Origin of the sequence: Butyrivibrio sp. XBB1001, assembly GCF_000424505.1 — a bacterium.
Lineage (GTDB): Bacteria > Bacillota > Clostridia > Lachnospirales > Lachnospiraceae > Butyrivibrio.
On sequence record NZ_AUKA01000010.1, the window covers coordinates 108,578 to 129,150 of the forward strand.

The 20,573-nt window shown below is 41.3% G+C and carries 21 protein-coding genes and 1 pseudogene; 3 read left to right on the top strand and 19 right to left on the bottom strand.

Features of this window, described 5'->3' with window-relative positions:
* Positions 1–57: 57 nt before the first annotated feature.
* From G631_RS0110435 to G631_RS0110480, 10 genes are all read right to left on the bottom strand, one after another.
* On the bottom strand, positions 58–1,158 hold the full coding sequence (locus G631_RS0110435) for a radical SAM protein (RefSeq protein ID WP_026489395.1): 1,101 nt from the start codon (positions 1,156–1,158) through the stop codon (positions 58–60).
* Between the two features lie 199 nt (positions 1,159–1,357).
* The gene (locus G631_RS0110440; protein WP_026489396.1) at positions 1,358–2,896 is read right to left on the bottom strand and encodes a GH39 family glycosyl hydrolase; all 1,539 of its coding nucleotides are present in this window, start codon (positions 2,894–2,896) and stop codon (positions 1,358–1,360) included.
* Positions 2,897–3,499: 603 nt separating this feature from the next.
* Positions 3,500–3,703, bottom strand: coding sequence for a hypothetical protein (locus G631_RS0110445; protein WP_026489397.1), 204 nt, complete (start codon positions 3,701–3,703; stop codon positions 3,500–3,502).
* 41 nt (positions 3,704–3,744) lie between these two features.
* Positions 3,745–4,242: a macro domain-containing protein gene (locus G631_RS18860; protein WP_051197131.1), complete on the bottom strand. Its 498-nt coding sequence runs from the start codon at positions 4,240–4,242 to the stop codon at positions 3,745–3,747.
* A gap of 33 nt (positions 4,243–4,275) precedes the next feature.
* Entirely contained in the window at positions 4,276–5,112 is an 837-nt protein-coding gene (locus G631_RS0110455; protein ID WP_242829093.1) for a YitT family protein, read from the bottom strand.
* Positions 5,113–5,336: 224 nt separating this feature from the next.
* Positions 5,337–6,485 (bottom strand): lactaldehyde reductase, encoded by a 1,149-nt coding sequence (fucO, locus tag G631_RS0110460; RefSeq protein WP_026489399.1) that lies wholly within the window; start codon positions 6,483–6,485, stop codon positions 5,337–5,339.
* A gap of 129 nt (positions 6,486–6,614) precedes the next feature.
* Entirely contained in the window at positions 6,615–7,160 is a 546-nt protein-coding gene (locus G631_RS0110465) for a TetR/AcrR family transcriptional regulator C-terminal domain-containing protein (RefSeq protein ID WP_026489400.1), read from the bottom strand.
* Between the two features lie 3 nt (positions 7,161–7,163).
* Complete coding sequence (locus G631_RS0110470) at positions 7,164–7,712, bottom strand: putative ABC transporter permease (RefSeq protein ID WP_026489401.1); 549 nt, start codon at positions 7,710–7,712, stop codon at positions 7,164–7,166.
* Between the two features lie 39 nt (positions 7,713–7,751).
* Entirely contained in the window at positions 7,752–8,015 is a 264-nt protein-coding gene (locus G631_RS18865; RefSeq protein ID WP_035789652.1) for a helix-turn-helix transcriptional regulator, read from the bottom strand.
* Positions 7,987–8,466, bottom strand: a complete 480-nt coding sequence (locus G631_RS0110480; protein WP_026489402.1) for a hypothetical protein — start codon at positions 8,464–8,466, stop codon at positions 7,987–7,989. Before G631_RS0110480 ends, G631_RS18865 begins: the two co-directional genes overlap by 29 nt.
* Before the next feature lie 225 nt (positions 8,467–8,691).
* Here G631_RS0110480 and G631_RS21385 point away from each other — a divergent pair, with 225 nt between their 5' ends.
* Positions 8,692–9,891 (top strand): HAD hydrolase-like protein, encoded by a 1,200-nt coding sequence (locus tag G631_RS21385; RefSeq protein ID WP_242829094.1) that lies wholly within the window; start codon positions 8,692–8,694, stop codon positions 9,889–9,891.
* On the opposite strand, the gene G631_RS18870 is transcribed toward G631_RS21385, so the two are convergent.
* The 9 genes and pseudogenes from G631_RS18870 to G631_RS0110530 all read right to left on the bottom strand — a co-directional run bounded on the left by G631_RS18870 (position 9,888) and on the right by G631_RS0110530 (position 17,725).
* Positions 9,888–10,751, bottom strand: coding sequence for a YitT family protein (locus G631_RS18870; protein ID WP_035789653.1), 864 nt, complete (start codon positions 10,749–10,751; stop codon positions 9,888–9,890). The two genes, G631_RS21385 and G631_RS18870, sit on opposite strands and share 4 nt — an antisense overlap.
* Positions 10,752–10,823: 72 nt before the next feature.
* Positions 10,824–11,624, bottom strand: a complete 801-nt coding sequence (locus G631_RS0110495; RefSeq protein ID WP_026489404.1) for an ABC transporter permease — start codon at positions 11,622–11,624, stop codon at positions 10,824–10,826.
* An 18-nt stretch (positions 11,625–11,642) separates the two neighbouring features.
* Positions 11,643–12,431 (bottom strand): ABC transporter permease, encoded by a 789-nt coding sequence (locus G631_RS0110500; RefSeq protein WP_155833915.1) that lies wholly within the window; start codon positions 12,429–12,431, stop codon positions 11,643–11,645.
* Positions 12,432–12,442: 11 nt separating this feature from the next.
* A complete protein-coding gene (locus tag G631_RS0110505; protein ID WP_442855806.1) occupies positions 12,443–13,432 on the bottom strand; it encodes an ABC transporter ATP-binding protein in 990 nt (329 codons plus the stop codon).
* A gap of 3 nt (positions 13,433–13,435) precedes the next feature.
* The gene (locus G631_RS0110510) at positions 13,436–14,224 is read right to left on the bottom strand and encodes a class I SAM-dependent methyltransferase (protein ID WP_026489407.1); all 789 of its coding nucleotides are present in this window, start codon (positions 14,222–14,224) and stop codon (positions 13,436–13,438) included.
* 189 nt (positions 14,225–14,413) lie between these two features.
* Complete coding sequence (locus tag G631_RS0110515; protein WP_026489408.1) at positions 14,414–15,763, bottom strand: MATE family efflux transporter; 1,350 nt, start codon at positions 15,761–15,763, stop codon at positions 14,414–14,416.
* Positions 15,764–15,808: 45 nt separating this feature from the next.
* Positions 15,809–16,036: pseudogene (locus G631_RS18875) on the bottom strand (GNAT family N-acetyltransferase); the annotation flags it as partial.
* 33 nt (positions 16,037–16,069) lie between these two features.
* On the bottom strand, positions 16,070–16,879 hold the full coding sequence (locus G631_RS0110525; RefSeq protein ID WP_026489409.1) for a hypothetical protein: 810 nt from the start codon (positions 16,877–16,879) through the stop codon (positions 16,070–16,072).
* 87 nt (positions 16,880–16,966) lie between these two features.
* Positions 16,967–17,725 carry a class I SAM-dependent methyltransferase gene (locus tag G631_RS0110530; protein ID WP_026489410.1) on the bottom strand — a complete coding sequence of 253 codons (759 nt, stop codon included), beginning with the start codon at positions 17,723–17,725 and terminating at the stop codon, positions 16,967–16,969.
* 555 nt (positions 17,726–18,280) lie between these two features.
* On the opposite strand from G631_RS0110530, the gene G631_RS0110535 reads away from it, so the two are divergent.
* Both G631_RS0110535 and G631_RS0110540 read left to right on the top strand, forming a co-directional pair.
* Positions 18,281–19,159, top strand: a complete 879-nt coding sequence (locus G631_RS0110535) for a tyrosine-type recombinase/integrase (RefSeq protein ID WP_026489411.1) — start codon at positions 18,281–18,283, stop codon at positions 19,157–19,159.
* Positions 19,152–20,303, top strand: a complete 1,152-nt coding sequence (locus tag G631_RS0110540; protein WP_026489412.1) for an IS91 family transposase — start codon at positions 19,152–19,154, stop codon at positions 20,301–20,303. Before G631_RS0110535 ends, G631_RS0110540 begins: the two co-directional genes overlap by 8 nt.
* Positions 20,304–20,573: the final 270 nt, after the last annotated feature.

Sequence of the window (20,573 nt, forward strand, 5' to 3'; positions counted from 1 at the left end):
TCTCCAACTATTTTTACAGTAAAAGAAAAGTCTTTCTTCTACTAGTGCGCTGAATTGTTACCTGTTCCCCAATCCAAGAAGTGCTTCAACTTCATGTCTTTTTTCATACAGTACGCATCCTCCTGCGTGGTCATCAAGGAGTGTACCTTCGGTCTGAAGAGCTTTGAAAAGCTTGGAATTCATAGCCTCTCGAAGAGATGTCTCTTTTACGTTTATATCTGAATATGGTGAAAAAGGACATGGCTCTGCGCCGCCGTGAGAGTTGATATGGAAGAATCCTCTTCCTGCCGCGATGCAGCCTCCTGAACTCTTCTCATCGCCAGGGAAAGAAACAAATACCATCTCGGGATGCTCTTTTCTGAGCCTTGCAATCTCGCTCTTTAGATATTCTCTTTCTTCATCCCCAGGTGCAAGGCTAGCTGCATCATCTGTAACCGGAACAAACTCAACAAAAATAACTGCCTTGCAGCCCTTTGCTGAGAGCTTGCCGATAAAGTCCTCGGATGAGACGTCTTTTAAATTTTCTGTGGTGACAGTTACTGAAGCACCATAGATCAAGCCACGGCTGTTAAGCTCATCCATGTTTGAAATAAGCTTGTCGTAAACGCCTTCGCCGCGCCTATTGTCTGTTGCCTCTTTTTCACCTTCGATACTCATGATTGGTACAAGGTTTCTGTTCTTGTCAAAGAGATCGAAGTACTTGTCAGCCATGTATGTTCCGTTTGTAAATATAGGGAAAAGAATATCCTGCCTCTGTCCTGCTGCCTCGATGACGCCCTTTCTAAGAAGTGGCTCACCACCTGCAAGAAGGATAAAGCTAACGCCCAGGTCACTGGCCTCATCGAATACCTTGAGCCACTCTTCATCTGTAAGCTGGCTTACAGGCTCTGTATCCTGTGTTGCGTTGTTGCATCTTGAGTAACAGCCTGCACAATGGAGGTTACAGCTACTTGTAATGCTGGCGATGAGAAATGGTGGAATATGTTCCCCTTCTGCCTCTAATTTAGCTCTTTTCCTGGAGGCTGCCTTGGTGGCAAGGGCAAACTTGGCCATATAGGCACTTTCCCTTGGGTTCTTAAGAGTTGCCTTTATGGCGTCAGAAACTACTCTCTCAACCCCATGTGTCATATATTCCTGAATATCGAATTCTTTATCCATGGTATGTTCCTTTCCTATCACCGTTATAACTTCTTGTGGACTTAATCAGAATATGTCCACAAGAATCTATAGATTTTTGCCATTTTATGTCAAAAATCTTGGATTGCTCTTATATTGATGCGTTTTTACGATTCCATGGATAAGATTATACCACATTTTTGATTTATTGCAATTGGATTGTTTACAACCTGTTAAATTATTAGTGGAAGGAAACAACCTTGTCGTAGTCGTAACCCCTGTCTGGAGTGAAGCTTCTCTTAGTAAGTGTAAAGTACACAACGCCATTTTTTCTAACAAGAATCTTTATGAGTGTCTCGCTATCATCAGCCTTCACTACGCTGCTCTCAACAAGGGGCCAGGCTGCGCTCTTTATAAGCTCAGTCTCTTCTCTTGTTGGATATGCTGGCTCGCCAAGGTCATGCCAGAGTTTCAGTGGGTTACAGCAAGTTTCATCAACAGTCTTGGTCACGAGAGTATATTCTTCTGCATCCTGCCTGCCAGATGTATCCTGTCCTGACTTGTTTAGCTTTTCTCCAAAGGCAAACGAAATCTCTTTTACCTGATCTTCCTCATCAATATTCCAGAGAATTCCAGAGTAGCCTCTATCACTCTTAACAATTACAGCATTGTCATCTCTATATACGCAGTCCTGGCTAAAGAGTTTAAGCTGCTTGAAGAAGTAGAAGGTCCAGAAGGTGGGCTTTGGGATATTGCCTGCTGCCACCATGCCAAAACCGCCGTGGAATAGTGAGTTTTGAACTCCCTGCTCTTCAAAGACATCGCCGAATGTCCAGTAAGAATAAGCTTCGTTCACATCTCCAAGGCCTGACAACTGTCTTGCAAGATAAGCTGCATTGAGGTTAGTGTCATGAATGACGCCTCTTGGAGTATAGGAGGTGCTAAACTCTGTGAGATGGATGGGAAGCCCCTTAAACTCTTCATAGGAATCAACAATATCTCTTGTAGACTGAAGGTTTTCAAAGCGCATTTTAGAATCTTCAAGCTTGGAGTAATCGTAATGACCGATTCTCTCTGGAAACTCTATTGTGTAGTGGTGTCTCGTGATCCTGTCTGGGCAAATTCCCTCTTTTTTGCAAAAGTCCAAAAAGCCCTTTATCCACTCAGCATCCCTAACGCCGCAGATTGCGGGACCGCCGACCTTGAAGCGGCTGTCGAAGGCCTTGATTGCAAGAAAAGTTTCCTTGAATAATTTGAAGTATTCCTCCATGTCTGCCTTGTACCAAAAGCCTGGAAGATTAGGCTCATTCCAGACTTCTATAGGCCAGGATGTAACTTCCTGTCCGTAGCGGTTTTTCAGGTGTTCAAGCAGTGCGATTACCATATCTGTCCACTTCTTGTAATCCTTGGGCGGAGTGGTATTTCCTTTCCAATAAAAGATAGTCTGGGTGCCGCTCGCAAGCTTTTCTGGCATAAAGCCAAGCTCAAGATATGGGCGGATTCCCAGCTCAAGAAATCTATCAAAAATTCTATCAATGTAGGTGTAGTTGTACTCTACCTTGATCTTGCCATCTTCCTCATACTCCTGATAAATAGCCACGTCGTCTGAAAATAGACCATGGCCTCTGATATAAGAAAAGCCGATCATGTCCTGAACAAATTTAAGTTCTTTTAGATATTCCTCTGTAAGAGCAAGGCCAAGTCGGCCTGTTCCTACGCAGTAGTCAACATTGTTATTGAAAGTAGTTTGATTGTTTGAGTTTACAATAATTTTCCCCACTAGTTTCTCCTCTTATTCTGTTTTATCAAGAATATCTTATCATTTTCTGTCCCATAAGCATGGCAGATATTGCTCTTGTTAATGTACTTGTTGCTGTCTTTTATATACCATTCTATCGCCTTAGATAGTAGGAAATGATGAGTGTTTATAAGTGCCTTTTTTCTGCTATCGCCATAGAAAGTAGTAGATTATAAGTGTTTATAAGTGTCTTTTTTCTGCTGTCGCCATAGAAAGTGGTAGATGATAAGTGCTTATAAGTGTCTTTTTTCTGCTGTTTTCATGCCGGAGATATTTTATCTATATTGCGTGCAGTTTTTACTATTGTTTTCGGCTTTTTACAAAAACAGCAGTAAGGCAAATTTTGCACTACTGCTGAATAACCATTTCTCAAGATTTTTTAGTAATGCTACGATTGCAATTGTTTAGGATTTTCGTGCATTTTCTTGAAAAATCTGTCAAATCATATCTAATTTGAAGGATAAAACAAATATAAGAGGCAAATTCTTTAGATACATCCGCTTATAATACTGCTCAGCACCCATGATGTTACTATAAAAATTCCTTTTTTCTGATTCTAGCAGTAGTGAAAAAAATAGGCTACTGCTAAGTTTCTGAAATGCGTATTGCAGCAGTAAAAAATGTGCGTAATATTGGCACATTATTATCGCCGCCTTTTTTGCTGTCCTTATCACCATCCTTATTGCAGTCCTTATAACCATTCTTATTGCAGTCCTTATAACCGTCCTTTTTGCAGTCCTTATTACCGTCCTTATTGCTGTCCTTACCGCCGTCCTTAGTTCCCCACATTAGGCACTAAATAGCACTTACCATGAGTCGTGAAGCCATAGTCATGCTCTATTCCATTTCCTATACTCGTTCTCATCCAGATAGCAAATGTATAGGTCAGGCTCGCCCTCACCGCCAAACAGCTTGTATAGCATATCCCTTACTATGCGCCAGTCACCTCCGGCAAGGCCGCATCCTATTAGGCCAGGTACACCGACAGAGAGCATGGGGTCACTTCTCTTTGCATAGTTTCGCACTTTCGCGATGCTGTGCATAAGAGCATCATAATCAGTATCCTTGCCTTTTCCGGTAGGAATATTTTCTCCAAAGCAGTTAGCAATAATGCGCCCGTCTGGTGCCTCGAGAAGCTGTGTCTTACCCATAAGGTCAGAGCCCTGTTCCTTGCATATTGACTTATATTTCTCATAGGCATCAGAAGTAAGCAGCTGCTTTTTTATTGCAAGTGCTACTCCTGCTCCCATGTTACCCATACAATTCGTCTGGTGAGCAACAATATCCACAGGTTGTCTTAAAAGATCTCCTACTATTTCCTTTACCATATGTCCGTCCCTCTTTTCTTATTATTCACAAAATCATCTTAGTATCTCATCGATGGTGGATACTGTGCTAAAGCTTCCTGAATGTGTGGAGATGATATCCTTCATAAGTGGAAGCTCAAAAAAGCTTATGTAACAGATAAGAGTGTTGTTCTCTCCGGCAATTGCGCCGCGGGAATCCATTATAGTGCAGGTTTTGTTTAGCTTTTCTTTTATGTCACGGATTATTCCATCGGGGTCCTGAGTAATGATTGTGACCTGCTTGATAGCTTCAAAATGGTCAGTGTAATGGTCAATAACTGCTGTTGCCACCACATAAACAAGAAGGCTAAGAAGCGCTGCTGTTGAGTCTATAACTACAAAGCAGGTGATGTACACCAGGGCGTTAAAGATCAGCAGGATAGGTGTCAGGCTGTAGTTGCGTCCCGTCTTATCAGAAAGCCTTTTGACCACGATATTTGCCAGTATTTCTGAGCCGTCTATGCATCCGCCATTTCTAAGTATCAGGGCAAGACCAGCCCCCAGGATAGCCCCTCCAAAGGCCACTGCCAGAAAGTGCTCTGTATTTAACTCAAATGGTATGTTCTCAAAGATTTCCAGTCCCAGCATGTAAACTACGGAGCCAAGGGCGGCTTTTATAGTAAATTTCTTGCCAAGGAAAAGAAATCCTGCAACCGCAAAGGGTAAAAAGACAAAGAGAACGCAGAGGGATAATTGGAAGCCCGTTAGCTTACTGATAATAATGGCAACGCCTGCTGTTCCATAATCTATGGCATCGTTAGGCAAGAGAATCAGGGCAACAGAAAAGCTTGCCATGATTGCTCCTAGTATAATAAATGCGTAAGATAGTATTCCCTGCTTTCTCTTCATCATTTGCCTTCCTTTGTTATCTGTTTATCACCAACCCAGATATTATAAAAAACAGCCTTTGGCGGATCGGGTCTATAACACTTTGTTTCATCGCACTCCTATACATTCCATTTTACACGCAAATACGTTTCTATGTCGATTGGATAATGTTTTTAACCATAAAGAAGCCTCCAGTGAGGGCTGGAGGCTTCCTAAACTTTATTATTTTCACAATTATGCGAATATCTTTATGCCATAAGCATGCGGAACATTTCAATTACCTGCTCTTTGGTTGCTTCTCTTGGGTTTCCAGGATAGCAAGCATCGTTAAGAGCATCGGTTGCAAGAACGTCAAGGTCTTCCTCTTTGATTTTATCAAGAGTCTTAGGAATACCAACGTCCTCAGAGAGTTTTTTAACTGCGGCGATAGCTGCATCTCTGTACTCTTCCTGAGTCATGTTATCAACACCTTCTACGCCCATAGCTCTTGCTACTTCTCTAAGTCTTTCACCAGTGTACTCACGGTTGAACTCCATGGAAATTGGAAGGAACATAGCGCAAGCTACTCCGTGAGGTGTGTCATAGTGAGCTGAAAGTGTGTGTGCCATAGCATGGTCAATTCCAAGACCAACGTTAGAGAATCCCATACCAGCGATGTACTGGCCAAGAGCCATCCCTTCACGGCCTTCCTTGGTGTTCTCAACTGCGCCTCTAAGGTTCTTTGAAATAAGTCTGATAGCTTCGAGATGGAACATATCTGTCATCTCCCAGGCAGCTCTTGTTGTATAGCCTTCAATAGCATGTGTAAGGGCATCCATACCTGTTGCAGCTGTAAGTCCCTTAGGCATTGATGACATCATCTCAGGGTCTACAATAGCTACGATTGGCATATCGTGAGTATCTACGCAGACAAACTTTCTCTCTTTTTCCACATCTGTGATAACGTAGTTGATTGTAACCTCTGCTGCTGTTCCTGCAGTTGTAGGTACTGCAATGATAGGAACGCAAGGATTCTTGGTAGGAGCAACACCCTCAAGTGAACGAACATCAGCAAACTCAGGGTTTGTGATGATGATACCGATAGCCTTGGATGTGTCCATTGAAGATCCGCCGCCAATAGCGATGATGCAGTCAGCGTCTGACTTTTTGAAGGCTTCAACACCATTTTTTACGTTCTCGATTGTAGGGTTTGGCTTGATATCTGAGTAGATTTCGTAAGGAATCTGTGCCTTGTCCAGAAGATCTGTAACCTTGGCAGTTACTCCAAATTTGATAAGATCAGGGTCAGATGCTACAAAAGCCTTTTTAAAGCCATGGTTATTAAACTCGTTAACAACCTCATTGATAGCACCTGCTCCATGATAAGATGTTCCGTTTAAAGAAATTCTGTTAGCCATAATACTAGTCCTCCACAAAACTTTTGTTTACGTTACACGGATTAACATAATCCATAAAAAGCATAGCATTATGGCTATTTTATTGTAAGTTACACTTTGCCTGATTTGTTCCAAATAAGACTTAGAATATCACAAAATGTTCATAGTCCTGAATAGCTCATCGAGCCTTGCTGGCATGGCCTCGATCATAAGGTCGGCCAGTTCCTCTTCAGACTCTTTTAGCCCCTTTAAAACCCACTGAACAGTCATATAAATAGAGGACTGACAGTACATTTCAAGGAGTTTCCTTGTCTTTTTATCGGGAAGATTTCCTGTCTTTTCCCTGATAAGCCGGCAGTAGAACTCGAAGATCATGATAAAATCATGTTCCTTTAAATTGTTCTGATCATCCACCTTAAAAGCTGCCTGAAAAAAAACTTTTTCTTCCCTTATGTACTTAAACTTCCTGATGAGTCCTTCCCTTAAGGCTTCCCTGCTACCCATCTCTTTAAAGGAAACTTCAAGTAGTCTGTCAAAGTACCAGTTGATAAGGTCATATTTGTCTATAAAGTTTCGGTAAAAAGTCTGCCTTGAAACTCCGCACTTTTCCACAATCTGTTTGACCGTTATGTTCTCAACAGTTGTGGTCTTCATGCAGCTTTTCATAGCCTCTGCCAGTCTGTATTTACTGTCCATTGGTCACCCCTTAAAGTTACTTCCAAGCCATATGCGGCTGATAAGATCTACCAGAAATAAAAGGGTGATCACTACAAAGCAGATATTGTGGATTTTATTATCCTGGAATTTTTTCTGAAGCTTTATAATAGCCGGGTGCAAAAGACATACCGCAAGACAGATAAGTAGCCCAAACATAAGGCCTGGGACCAGCGCAATCCTGCCATCATAGTTCATAAAATATGTGCTGTAGTCCCAGGTATAGCTTCCCAGCTTATATTCCATTATGTAGCTTGCAACAAACTCAGCAATTGTTGCGATTAACCCGCCAACAATAAATACCAGCCAGGGCTTTTTGATTTTTAGCAGATTCAGGACAGCAATTATGATAAAAAAGCCTATGGCATAGATGGGAAGCCAAGGTCCAAAGAGGACTCCTCTGTTGAGGAAACCTCTTTTATGGTATATGACATCGCACCAGATAGACTCGTAGAGCCATCCTCCGAAGCTGTATATCAGGAAGTATTCCACATAGTCGCGAACTTTTTTCCAGACATTTAGAAATTTCCCCATTTAAAATAATCCCCCTTTTAATACTCTTATACATTAACCTTATGACGATTTGTCCTGAAGGAACAGTTCTTTAAATTCCTTTCTTCCTGGAACCCACGCCTTTTCAAATATATGCGTAAAATGATTTTTGACTGTTTGTTCTGAAATTCCGAGCATATGCGCTATTCTGTGGTTTGAAAAGCCGGACACCTTTAAATATCCAAGCTCAAGCTCTCTTTTGGTAAATCCGAACTTGCTCACCACTTGAAGGTAATGCTCTTTTGTTATTCCAGCATCATTCATCTTCCATATCCATTTCTTCATTCATCTTCCGCTCAGCATTAAGTCTGAGTGGCAGTAAAATGAACTCAATGAGAACTGCATAAAATCCGGACAAGAAACATACTGCCAGGTTAGGCCCGATAGTCTCAGGGTCACTAAGATTACCCATTACCAGCACACCTGATATTATAATAGCAAAAAGAGCTGCAAAAACAGTAAGTTTCTGAGCCGCAGCTACTGCCTCTATTATATTCTTGAGTTCAAGCAGCCTGTAATCCTTTATTCCTACAGAAAAAGATTTAATGAAATCTTTCCACTCTCCCATTATTATAAGCCCTGGAATCAGTATCAGCAAAATAACAATGATTGATGGGAAATCAAGAAACCAGAGTATAGCAGATGTGCCAAAACCAGTTCCTAATGTAAGGATCAAAAAAACTATTATAAACAACAATAATTCTCCAAGTAAAACCAGACGGATATTCTTTTTCATGGGTATTCTCCTTTGCTAAATCAATTCTTTACTTAAGGTTACATCTTTGTTTTTTAAGACGGTATCATAATAAAAAAATAAATGATATAGTACCTTTTTTGCTTTATAGTCAGTTTATATTTGCTTTAGAAATCAGCTGATTATTCCGAATCAGTTCGAAATCTGTGGTACAATAAGTCAGAAATTTTGACTTTTATAATGATATTTATTTGTACGGAGGCACGCATGGACAACAAAAAGATTGCAGTCATCTTCCCTGGCATGGGTTATCACAGCGATAAGCCACTTCTTTATTTTTCAAAGAGATTAGCAAGAGAAAATGGCTATGAAATAATAGAAGTAAACTACGAGTTTCCTTACAAGGCCCGTGAGATCATGAATGATAAGGTCAGGATGAAGGAGGCCTTTGAAATTGCTGCTGATCAGATAAAAGAGGAGCTTGGAGAGATTTCTTTTACCGATTACAGTGATGTTCTATTCATTGGAAAAAGCATAGGCACAGCCCTGGCTGCTTACTACGACCGCCAGCTCCAGGTTGGTGCAAGGCATCTTGTTTTTACCCCGGTGCCACAGACCTTCGATATGCTAAGGGAAGAGGCAGGCATTGTCTTCCACGGACTTGATGATCCCTGGTGTCCCACCGATATTGCCAGATCCAGATGCGGAGAGCTAGGACTTGAGCTATATACAGTTGATAAAGCTAATCACTCTCTGGAAACAGGCTCTGCAGCAAAAGATATCCACAATCTTAGAGGCATCATGCAGAAAGTTAAACAGTTCATAATGCCCTACAAGGTTGTTATGTTTGATCTTGATGGAACCCTGACAGATTCAGGCAGAGCGATAACTTCGTCAGTTGCATATGCCCTGTCAAGCTTTGGCATAACTGATCAGCCGCAGGAAAAGCTTGAAACCTTTATCGGGCCTTCACTTTATGATTCATTTGTAAGGGAATATCAGATGAAGGATGAGGACTGCAACAAGGCTGTTGCGCTATACAGAAGCATATATGAGAAGGAGCGTATGTACGATGTGGATATCTATGAGGGTATTCCAACACTCCTAAGTAATTTAAAAGAAAAAGGCTTCACTGTCATCTTGATAACCAGCAAGCCTCTTGTGTTTGCAGAAAAGATTCTTGAAAGAGTTGGTCTTAGTAAATTCTTTGATCACATGGTTGGTCCAGATCTTTCTGACCATAGCTCAGATAAAAAGCGTCTAATAGAAAATGCTATTACTACTTATGGTCTTAACAAAAATGCCTGCATAATGGTGGGTGATACGGCCTATGACATAAAGGGCGCCGCAGATGCAGGAATAGACAGTATTGCAGTGACATATGGCTATGGCGATACTGCGGAGATGGTAGATGAGGGAGCAACTTTCCTTGTAGATTCTCCAAAAGAAATAGAAGCGTTAATTTAGTCAAATATTCTCTCCGGATTGGACTTGGCCGTGTACTGCATTTCACTTACCTTATACACAGTTACAAAAGCCTGAGGGTCCACCTTATCCACAAAAGCCATCAGCTTCTGGTATTCATTTTTATCCACAATAGTAATGATCTCATTGTGCTCTTTCATGCGGTACGCACCTATTGCTTTATATATAGTTGCGCCGCTGTGGAGCTCAGAGAGTATAAATTCACGAATATCTTTTTCAAAAGGAGAAACTATGCATACTCTTCTCTTAAGCTTCTGATCAAAGATAAAGTGATCAATGATCATTCCGTTAAAGTATGTTCCAAGAATACTAAGCATAAGTGTCTTGGTGTCATAAGCAAGAATTGAAGAGCCCGCAACGCACAGTCCTGCTATTGACATAGCTTTTCCCAGGTCAATCCTCAGATATTTGTTGAGAATCTTGGCAACAATATCAATTCCTCCAGAAGATGCGTTTCTGTTAAAGAGAATCGCAATTCCAATGCTGACAAAAAATATGTAGCACACAACGTCCAATGTGGCATCCCCTGTAAAAGACTGAAAATCAGGGAACATTTTCTCAAATACTCCCATGATCACTGGCATCAGGAGTGCTGTATATACTGTCTTGTAGCCAAACTCCGGTCCGCAGGTAATAAAGCCGATTATCAAAAGAAATACGTTTAATATGATGGTTATCATTGAAACCGACAATGGTATGAAATTAGCTAAAACAATAGCCAAACCTGCAATACTGCTGACTGATGCATGACTTGGCATGAGAAAAAAGAAAACCGCCGCCGAAATTATGGATGTGGCCAGTGTCAGAATTATTATTTCTTTTATAAATGCTAATTTTTTCATTATTATTAAAAGTCCTTTTTAGTTTTGCAGACTTATGGTAGCAGAAATAATCTCTTCTATCAACACCGCAAATTAACTTCCAGTAGACCTGTAATGTCTAAGCCCCAAGTGGAAAAGAACTGTCATCACTGCAAATACTACCGCTCCCGAAAGAGGCGTGACAAAAGCAGTCCAAATAGGCCAGCCGTAAAGCGGTTTATCCATGATCCAGGCCGCCGGAACATGCATTGTAAGGGCAAATGGAGCTATAACTGTAAAAAGAGCCCTAAGAGGCAGTGGGTAAATGTCAATCGGGTACTGGCAGGCGCTTCGGCCGCCATAGGTAATGGCATTTACAAGCTCCACAGACTTAACACTGAAAATGCAAAAGATTGCCTCTATCATAAAAAGCCCCAGTATCAGAAGACAGCTCATGGCAATGGATTCCACTAAAACAAGCACCTTAAGGGGATTCCAGTCTATGTTAGATAAGTTACTTCCCATTATCAGCGCTGCCACGCCAACTGCTATACAGGAAATTCGCCTTGGATCTGTTCCTCCGCACAAAACCTGGGTCAGCACCCCTCGAGGTCTTACCAGAAAAGTATCCAGCCGCCCCGTTCTGACCATAGATGGGAAGTCTCCTGTGATTCCTCTTCCAAACATTTCAGTAAGATAAAAAGATACTGACATTATTCCGAAAAAGAAATAGAGATTTCCACCGCTCCATCCCTTTAAGCTCTCAAATCTGTCAACTATCAGGATGACCACCATCATCTCGCCGCCTTCCATTACAAGCTGGGCGAGAGTCTGCATGATAAAGGAGCTTGGATACTGAAGGTGGCTCTTTAAAAGCATTCCTATTGACTTAATATATAATCTCAAAGTATTCATATATTTTCCTTTTACTACTCAGCCTCCCTGAACTATCATCCTTTTCTTGTTAGCATTCCACATAGATACGCCAAGGGCAATGAGAATAACAGCCCAAAAGGCCTGAATACCATATATCCTAAATGCTTCCTGTGGCAAATATTCCCCGGTATAGAGTCTTATAGGGGCATCAAGGAGCTGGGCATATGGTAAAAAAGTAATAATCTTCTGCCAGCTCTCTGGAAATAGCGTCAGTGGAAAAAGATTTCCCGAAAGTGTCATCATCAAAAGATTAAGAAGACCCTGCATTCCCCTTGGATCAAGGGTTTTCATGGTAAAGGCCACCGTAATGTTCTCAAGAGCACAGACACATAAAAGTCCCAGCAAAAGAGCAGGAAGCGCTGCAAGTAGTTCTAGAAAAGACGCCGGCAAACTTATTCCCCAGCCCTTTGGAAGAAGAAAAGCTACTATCAGCATTGGCACCGCGCGCATGAGACTTCCCATGAGCTTTTGCGCCATGATCCTTGCATAATAAAAGCCGTACATATCTACAGGGCGGCACATGTCATAGGCTATATCACCTGACCTTATCTTATCCACAAGCTCTGTGTCTGAAGCCAGCATCATTCTGAAAAAAGCCTGTTGCAGCCAAACATAAGTCGCTACACTTTCAATCGGTATTGACTGAGGCTTACCGGCGTAAAGCGCCCTATACAGTGCCACCAGAATAAGGCCAAAGAACATCTGGCAAGCAATTCCTCCAATCATGGCCCCTCTATATTGAAGCTCCATTCGAAGCCTCATTTTAAAAACGGTAAAATATGGCATAATATTCCTCTTTATAGGTCCAGCTCCTTGTACATAGCTGCGATCATATGATCAGTGTTCTGGGGCTGTAATGTAAGTTCGCTGATGTTTCCTGCTTCCTGCAATAATCCCAGAAGCTTCGATGTAGGAAGCTTGGTTGGATTGTAGCTTAGTTCTATTCCATCTTCTGTATGACTACAGCTAACACCCTCAGGAAGCCTTAAGTCCGTGATAGTTCCCTCGTATTTTATATTTACATTTCTGACAGTGTCATAGCGCTCAAGAAGGTCCGGAAGCTTTCCGTCAAAGAGCTTCTTGCCATGTCCAAGGACCATAACTCTTGAACAAAGTGCCTCGATATCTTCCATATCATGGGTTGTCAGCATGATTGTTGTGCCATACTCATTGTTTTCCCATTTAAGGAAATCCCTTAGGGCAAGCTTACTAACTGCATCAAGGCCGATAGTTGGCTCATCAAGAAATAGTAGCTGCGGTCTGTGGAGAAGTGATCCGCACAGCTCTGCTCTCATTCTTTGTCCGAGACTAAGGAGCCTTAGAGGTGTCCTCATAAGTTCTTCAAGCTGAAGGGCACCCGTTAGCTCTTTTAACCTGGATTCATAGTCCCCCTGCGGAATTCTGTAGATATCTCTAAGAAGCATGTAACTATCGATTATGGGAACATCCCACCAGAGCTGGCTTCGCTGGCCGAAGACTACTCCGATGTTCTTGACATGTCTTTTTCTCTCTTTCCAGGGCACTATGCCTCCAACCGTTACCTGCCCGCCATCTGGCGTAAGTATTCCAGACAAGATTTTGACCGTTGTGGACTTACCTGCCCCATTTGGGCCAATGTATCCCACAAGTTCCCCTTTATCCACAGAAAAAGAAACTTCTTTAAGGGCATTTACTATTTCTTTTTCCCTAAGAAGTTTTCCTTTTTCATGTTTCTTTTTTACTGTGAAATTTTTCTTTAAGTTATTTACTTCTATATAGCTCATGATTTCTCCTCGATAGTGGTCCATTCCCTAGCATCGTGCAATGAAGGTTCCATACTCCTTCTGCAGATTGATGGCGCCATCTTCTTCATGGGGTTTGAGCATATTAAGAATTTCATCTCTTCCCATAGTTCCAATGCCATGTAGAGCCTTCAAACTCTGAAGATAATCTGCAAGATCCTCTATATTTGTAACATGAAGAGAGTCCTCGTAGCGGCGCACCTCTATATCCGCAAACTCTTTTCCCAGAATGTCGCTTCCGTTCTGAAGGGTAAAGAGATGATTAGGGTCATAGCTCTCACCAATAAGGCCAAACCACTCAGCAATAATGTCGTTGAAATTGTGCTCGCCATATGTAGCGCTGTAGAACACGCCGTCATCCTTGAGGACTCTTCTGATCTCGCTGACTGCTTTATCAATGTCTGGTACGTGATAGAGCATCATGTTAGCAATTACTATGTCAAAAGAACCATCCTCAAAAGGTATATTCTGAACATCAATCTGTTTGTATTCTACGTTTGCGCGCTCCCCAACATTCTTTCTTGCAGTATCAAGCATGCCTTCAGAAAAGTCAGATAAAACAAGTTTATCACACCTTGCGATAAGATTGTCGTGCCCTTTCCACATATCGCCTGTTCCCGTGCCAAGCTCAAGAACCTTCATTCCCTCTTTTATCTCATAATTAGATATGAGCCAAGGGCCAAAACCCATCTTGTTTGTTGAATACATGTTGTGGAAGTTGATCCTGGTATCAAGGCTTTTGGATGACGCATACTGTGCCTTTACTGCCTCTTTATCGTTACTGCTTCCCATTTTCATACTAGTTTGTCTCCTTATGTCTAATGATTTTCACCATTTAATCTAGTGCATGCCCTTAGGGCAAAGTCAAGTACATCATCTCCAATTTTCACAGCTTCTGTCTCTGTCCAAGCAGGTTTGAAACCGCTATTAAATAGCCCTCATTTAGTTTTAATCATAAAAATTCCAGGGAGTCATTTTATTGCTACTTTATGCTATTGCTTTAGTTCTTTTGCCAATTATACAATAGTATGTCACCATGAGCATCAGAAAAGCGCCTATCCATGCAGATACTTCAGAAATGGCAATTTCCTTAAATCCGTTCCTTCCTACCAAAAAGCCAAAGATCAGTCTCATAATAACTTCGAGCCCGCCTGAGAGCATTGGTATAAAGGTATTGCCCAACCCCTGAACAGAGTATCTGTATACAAAAAGCCAGCCCAGGGCAAAAAAGCTTATTCCCATGATCGGCATGAAATCGGTACAATAACCGATTATCATGTTGTCAGTCAGCAGCATCCTTGCCAGGCTTCCGGGCACAAATATCATAAGGAGTGATATAGGAACATTCACAAGTGTAGAGAGCATCAGGCCCTGTCTTACTCCTGTGCGTATCCTGTCATATTTACCTGCGCCCTTATTTTGCCCCACAAAGGTCATCATGGAAAGACCTACGGACATTCCGAACTGCTCAAAGAGTGATGCAAATTTCATGCATGCTGAATAGGCTGCCACATATGCGCTTCCCATAAGATTTACGAAGTACTGCAATACCATGGCCCCTGCAGCTGTGACCGAATTCATAAGTGCCACAGGAAGTCCTATTTTCATCAGTTCAACCAATATATTCTTTTCATCTGCTATTTCTGACGTGTCTTTTCCCAGACTCATAAAATCGATGGTTCTAAGCTTTTTAAGGCACAAAAGGTATGATACAAACTGAGAGACCACTGTTGCCACTGCTGCTCCGACAACTCCTGTGCCAAAGGCCATTATGAAAATAATATCAAGCATGATGTTCACGAGTGATGAACAGATCATAGCAGTGAGGGGCGTTCTGGAATCTCCCATTGACTGGAGAATTGTAATCTCAAGGTTATTCATAACCGTCACTACAATTCCCAATAAGATCACAGCAAAATATCTATACGAATCGTCAAAGATATCTTCAGGAGTGTTCAAGAACGTCAGCATCTTATTGAGTAAAGAAACGCATACAACAGTAAAGGCTATTCCAAACGTGATACTGAGCTTCTTGGCTGCTCTGATGTATGCATTCAGCATAGCCATATCGTTTTTTCCAAAGCTCTGGGCAAAGGTTATGCCAAATCCTCTGGTCATCCCCACAACAAATCCAAGTATAAGGAAGTTAAGTGTCCCGGTTGCCCCAACAGCAGCCAGCGCCTGATCCGAGATTCCCTTGCCAACTATAATGCTATCCACAAGACTATATAGTTGTTGGAAAAGATTTCCCCATAATAAGGGCAAAAAGAACAGTATGATCTGTTTCATACTGTTTCCTGAGGTCATATTTTGTGTGGTCTGTTCTGTATTTGTCATGGCCGCTCTCTTTGGTCTTTCTCTTGATGTTAATTATTTAATAGTTACCTTGAAATAGCTCACACCTCCGGCACCTACAAATGTATCTCCATCGGATACTAAATATGCAGTATGCGTATTATCTGTAAGTGCTCTGGAATAGTATTCTCTGGATTCCTTCTCCACTTCTGACATGTCGACACCTGCATCAAGCCCATTTGCGGCCCTAAGCACTTCTATTCTTGTAGTAACAAGCTTATCAATATCTTCTAAAGTTGCCTTTCTGAAATCCATTTTTCGTCCTCTTATCCCATACCAGTTAATATTTCATTCGTCCCATAAATCTGATATATGAGCTATATTGTCTTGCGTTCCCTCAATATATCTAAGATCCGCTTGCTCAACATAATTTTGTTCATAGTCTAAATATTTATCTTCGGTAATGGGAGTCTTTTCACCATCCGATGAAAACCAAAAGAAATCTGATTTTGTTGAATCTTCTTTATTTTGTATAGCAAAAAACTGCTCAACTACCTTAAGCTCTGTGCTATTCGCAGGCAGGTAGTAAATAGTATTGCCATAATCAGTAGCTGTCCCAGAACTCTCTACCTTCAATAAATTATCCTGGCAAATAGTGCATATCCCGTTTCTATAACCTAAATTGCCTAAAAGTTCGATGGTTTTTCCATCATGCCATGTAAAAATCTGGTATATCACTCCACTATCGAATTCTTCTGTGGCTCTGCAAATAAATAGCTCCGGAATTTCATTACCATCAAGATCCTTTAACATGAACGCAAATGGACCAAATTGATTATAAAATTCCATTTCAATTATTGTGTCTTCTACGTTTGGTATTGCTGGTATTTCATCAAAAGAGTCCCAATATAAACCATCTTTACTAATTTTTTCAGCTTCTTCCCTATAGGCATTAAGGACGATTGTATATCCATCTTTCCATGAGGCTTCAGTTATATCGACATTATCTTCTTTAATGTCATCTTCGCTTTTATCTATATTGGAAACATTTTCAGTAGATGCAACTTGATCATTGCTTGTCTGATCGTATCCACATCCGCCAAAAAGAATTAAAGCAATACCAGCGCCAATAACTGCTTTTATTTTGCATCTTGTCATTTTATCATTATCCATCCGTTCTTTGTTTACTAAGCAATCGTCGATTATGCTGAAATTTTAAACTTCCTTTATGCTAACAGCCCCAGACTACCTACCAACTTTCTTAATGGCACGCATAGCTAAAAATGTAGGTATGCTAAGTTCATGAAGACGCCCTTCTCCGTTGGTATCTTCATACAGATCAAGAAGAGTAAATCCTGCTTCAAGCTGCCCACCAATCTGTTCTTCAAGAGAATGCGAAAACTGCATTCCGCAATCAGCTTCTTCTAACTGTTTTCTTTGCTCTTCATTAGTCAGTGGGTCAAAAGGAAGGCTGTTCACAATCTCTTTTTCCTCATCATCGACTATGTAGTTAATGTAGTGATCAACTCCAGAAAGTAGTATTCCTCCTGTCTTTAAGACTCTGAAGCACTCTTTCCAAATTGGTTTTACCTCTTTTACATAACAATTAGATACAGGATGGAAAATCAGATCGAACTCCCCATCCTCAAAAGGCAATCTCTTGGTCATATCACCTCTGATAATCCGAATGTTATAGCTTTCGCGCTGCGCCACAATTCTTTCACTTTCTATCTGCTTCTCTGAATAGTCCAATACTGTGCATTCAGCACCCAACGCTACAAAAATAGGCATCTGCTGACCTCCGCCGCTTGCAAGTCCAAGTATTTTCTTGCCCTTTAGATTTCCAAACCAATCGTGTGGCACAAATTTAGTTGGTGTAAGCTTAACGTCCCATTTTCCATTTGTCGCATTTACATATTCTTCATGGCTAAGCGGTATTCCCCATTCCCAGCCTTCTTCAATCCATCTATCGATGGTTTCTGCATTTATATCCTGATAATTCATATATACCTCTTTCTACCTGATATTCATTTGTAAGTTTTACTGGAATTAAATCGTCTTACAGAAATCAATTATTTCTTGTTTCCTGGGCTCTACATTCTCTTTATGCTCAATTGATGTTAGGCCAAGATGACCTGCGCATTCAATATGCAAATGACCATAGAAATGCTCAATGCTCTGAATAATCCTGTCGCACTCATGCATGCCTGGTCCTGTTCTAAGAGCAACTGAGTATCCCTTTTTGCCTTCTTTGATCGAAGCATGCGGTTCATGTGTATCGCACCAAGGAGTGCATCTATCTATAAATGAGAGAACTAAGTCGCTGCGCGACGGCCTGCCAAGGCTGTGCGCAGCGTTTTTACTTTTAGAAAGGCGGTAGATAGTGACTCCTAAAAGGAGTATTGTTTAAGTTACCACACCAAAACAAAACCACTACTTCCGCCTATGAAAAGATTAACATTTTCTGTATTTCTTCACAACTCTTTACTGCTGAGAGTCCGCCCTCCTCCGGAAGAATGTTTTTTATCACTGAAAATATTTAATTCTGGAGGATTTTTAATGAATAACGAAATTAGAAAGCAACTCAAAGAGGAGTGCTTTATCAGAAACTTATCACCGCGAACCTGCAGTATATATGAGTATCATATCAGCAAATTTATCGCATGGAATGATTGCGAAAACATTGATGAGCTGACTATTTACAATGCCCGCGACTATATACTGGAGAAACGTAAGGATGGGAAAACGACGGGATATTGCAATGGTATTAATTCTGCGCTCACATTTTTTTATAAGCATATACTCCATCAGCCATGGAACCACGACATTGTTCCACGCATGAAGCTGGAATGGACTCTCCCACAAGTCTTAACCCGCTCTGAAATAGAAAAGCTTGTAAATACAGCCAAAAACACCCGAAACAAAGCAATCATTGCATTGATCTATTCATCTGGATTAAGGGTAGGTGAAGTTGTGAAGCTTGCTCCTGGTGATATATATATGTCCACTATGCAGATTCATGTCCGTAACAGCAAAAATCATGGTGATCATTGGAGCATTCTTTCAGAACGGACGCTTGAACTTCTAAAGCAATACTGGCATGAATGCCCGGAGGAAAGAGACACTCTATTTGTTACTCTTCGCAAGCCTCATAAGCCTTTGAAAACAGGCGGTATCGAGATCATGCTAAAAAGAATTGGTGCAGAAGCAGGGATTGATGTACACCCTCATATCCTACGCCATTCTTTTGCTACACATCTTATAGAAAATGAAACGCCCAGAGAGTATGTACAGACTCTGCTAGGACACAAATCTCCTTCGTCCACTGCCATTTACGTTCATGTGACGAATAAAGCAATTATGGGAGTCAAGAGTCCTTTTGATCTTCCAATAGAGGAAGATGCTTCAAAAGACAATGAGGGCAAAGGGGATGAATAACGTGACCATACAGGATGTATTTGAGCAGTTCCTGCCTATGGTCGCTGACAGATCATTTTCTGATGAGCAATTCAGAGCAATCCAGTGTATAAGATCCTGCCGCACTGCAGAAATGGGTGCGCATGTAAGTGAGTGTGAATCCTGTCATTCAAAGTTTATACATTACAACTCCTGCAAGAACAGGCACTGCCCCATGTGCCAGGCAATGGAAGTTGATGAGTGGATAGACCTTCGACGTGAAGATGTACTGGATGCGCCGTACTTCCATACTGTATTTACTGTGCCGGGGCTTTTGTATCCTTTGATCTACTCCAATCAGAAGCTTCTTTATGATGCACTCTACCATGCAACTAATAAGACTCTGTCCGAGCTTTCCAAAGATACCAAACATTTTGGCGCAAAGATAGGCTACATCTGTATTCTTCACACATGGGGATCCAAGCTTAATTATCATCCGCATATTCATACGATAGTTCTGGGTGGTGGACTTGATGCCAAGAATCATTGGAAGGACAAAGGAAATAAATTCTTCTTGCCAGTTAAGGTTATGTCAGCTGTCTTCAAAAGATACTATCTAGAAGAACTTAAATACCTTTATGAGTCCAAGAAGCTATCTTATACCGGTGGAGCTGAAAAGCTAAGGAATACCTATGAGTTCAAAAGTCTACTTGATAAGCTCTACGCCATGGATTGGGTTGTTTATTCCAAGCGAACATTCAAAGGAGCACAGGAAGTCTTTAAATACCTGGGTAAATATACTCACAGAATTGCTATAAGCAACAGTCGAATTCTAAGTATAGATTCTGAGAATGTAACCTTCGCGGCAAAGGACTACCGTGTAGATGGCAAGTACAGGCCTATGACTATCTCAGGAGAAAAGTTTGTGTCTCGCTTTCTTCTGCACATACTTCCTAAAGGATTTGTAAGAATACGCTACTATGGGTTACTTGCCTGCAGATGCAAAGCACAGAAAATGACTCTATGCAGGAATCTTCTTGGATGCGAGCAGTATCTTTCCAGGCTCAGAGGTAAGACAACTGCTGAAAAAATCAAGATTCTTTACAACCATGACATTTGCAAATGTTCCAAATGTGGTGAACCTCTCATCACTTTTCGCTTGGACGGCAGATATATGCTTTGTTGAATAAATGGATCTCATATCGATAGACAAGCCTTTTCACGAAGGCTTATTTTGCGTGGAATAAAGACTGTATTTGAGAATGACTGATGTCCTTTAGCCGGAAACAATGATAAGATTTATATAGATGGTGGCAGATTGAAATTCCACAGCCCCCCGGACGCGACTTAGTTCACTCTGATGAAAATCGGTCTGAAGCCCAAACAAAAGGACAGATTTAGGATATATGAAGTCTGTTTTTTTGTTTGGTCTTACACCGATTGTTCACGTTACTAT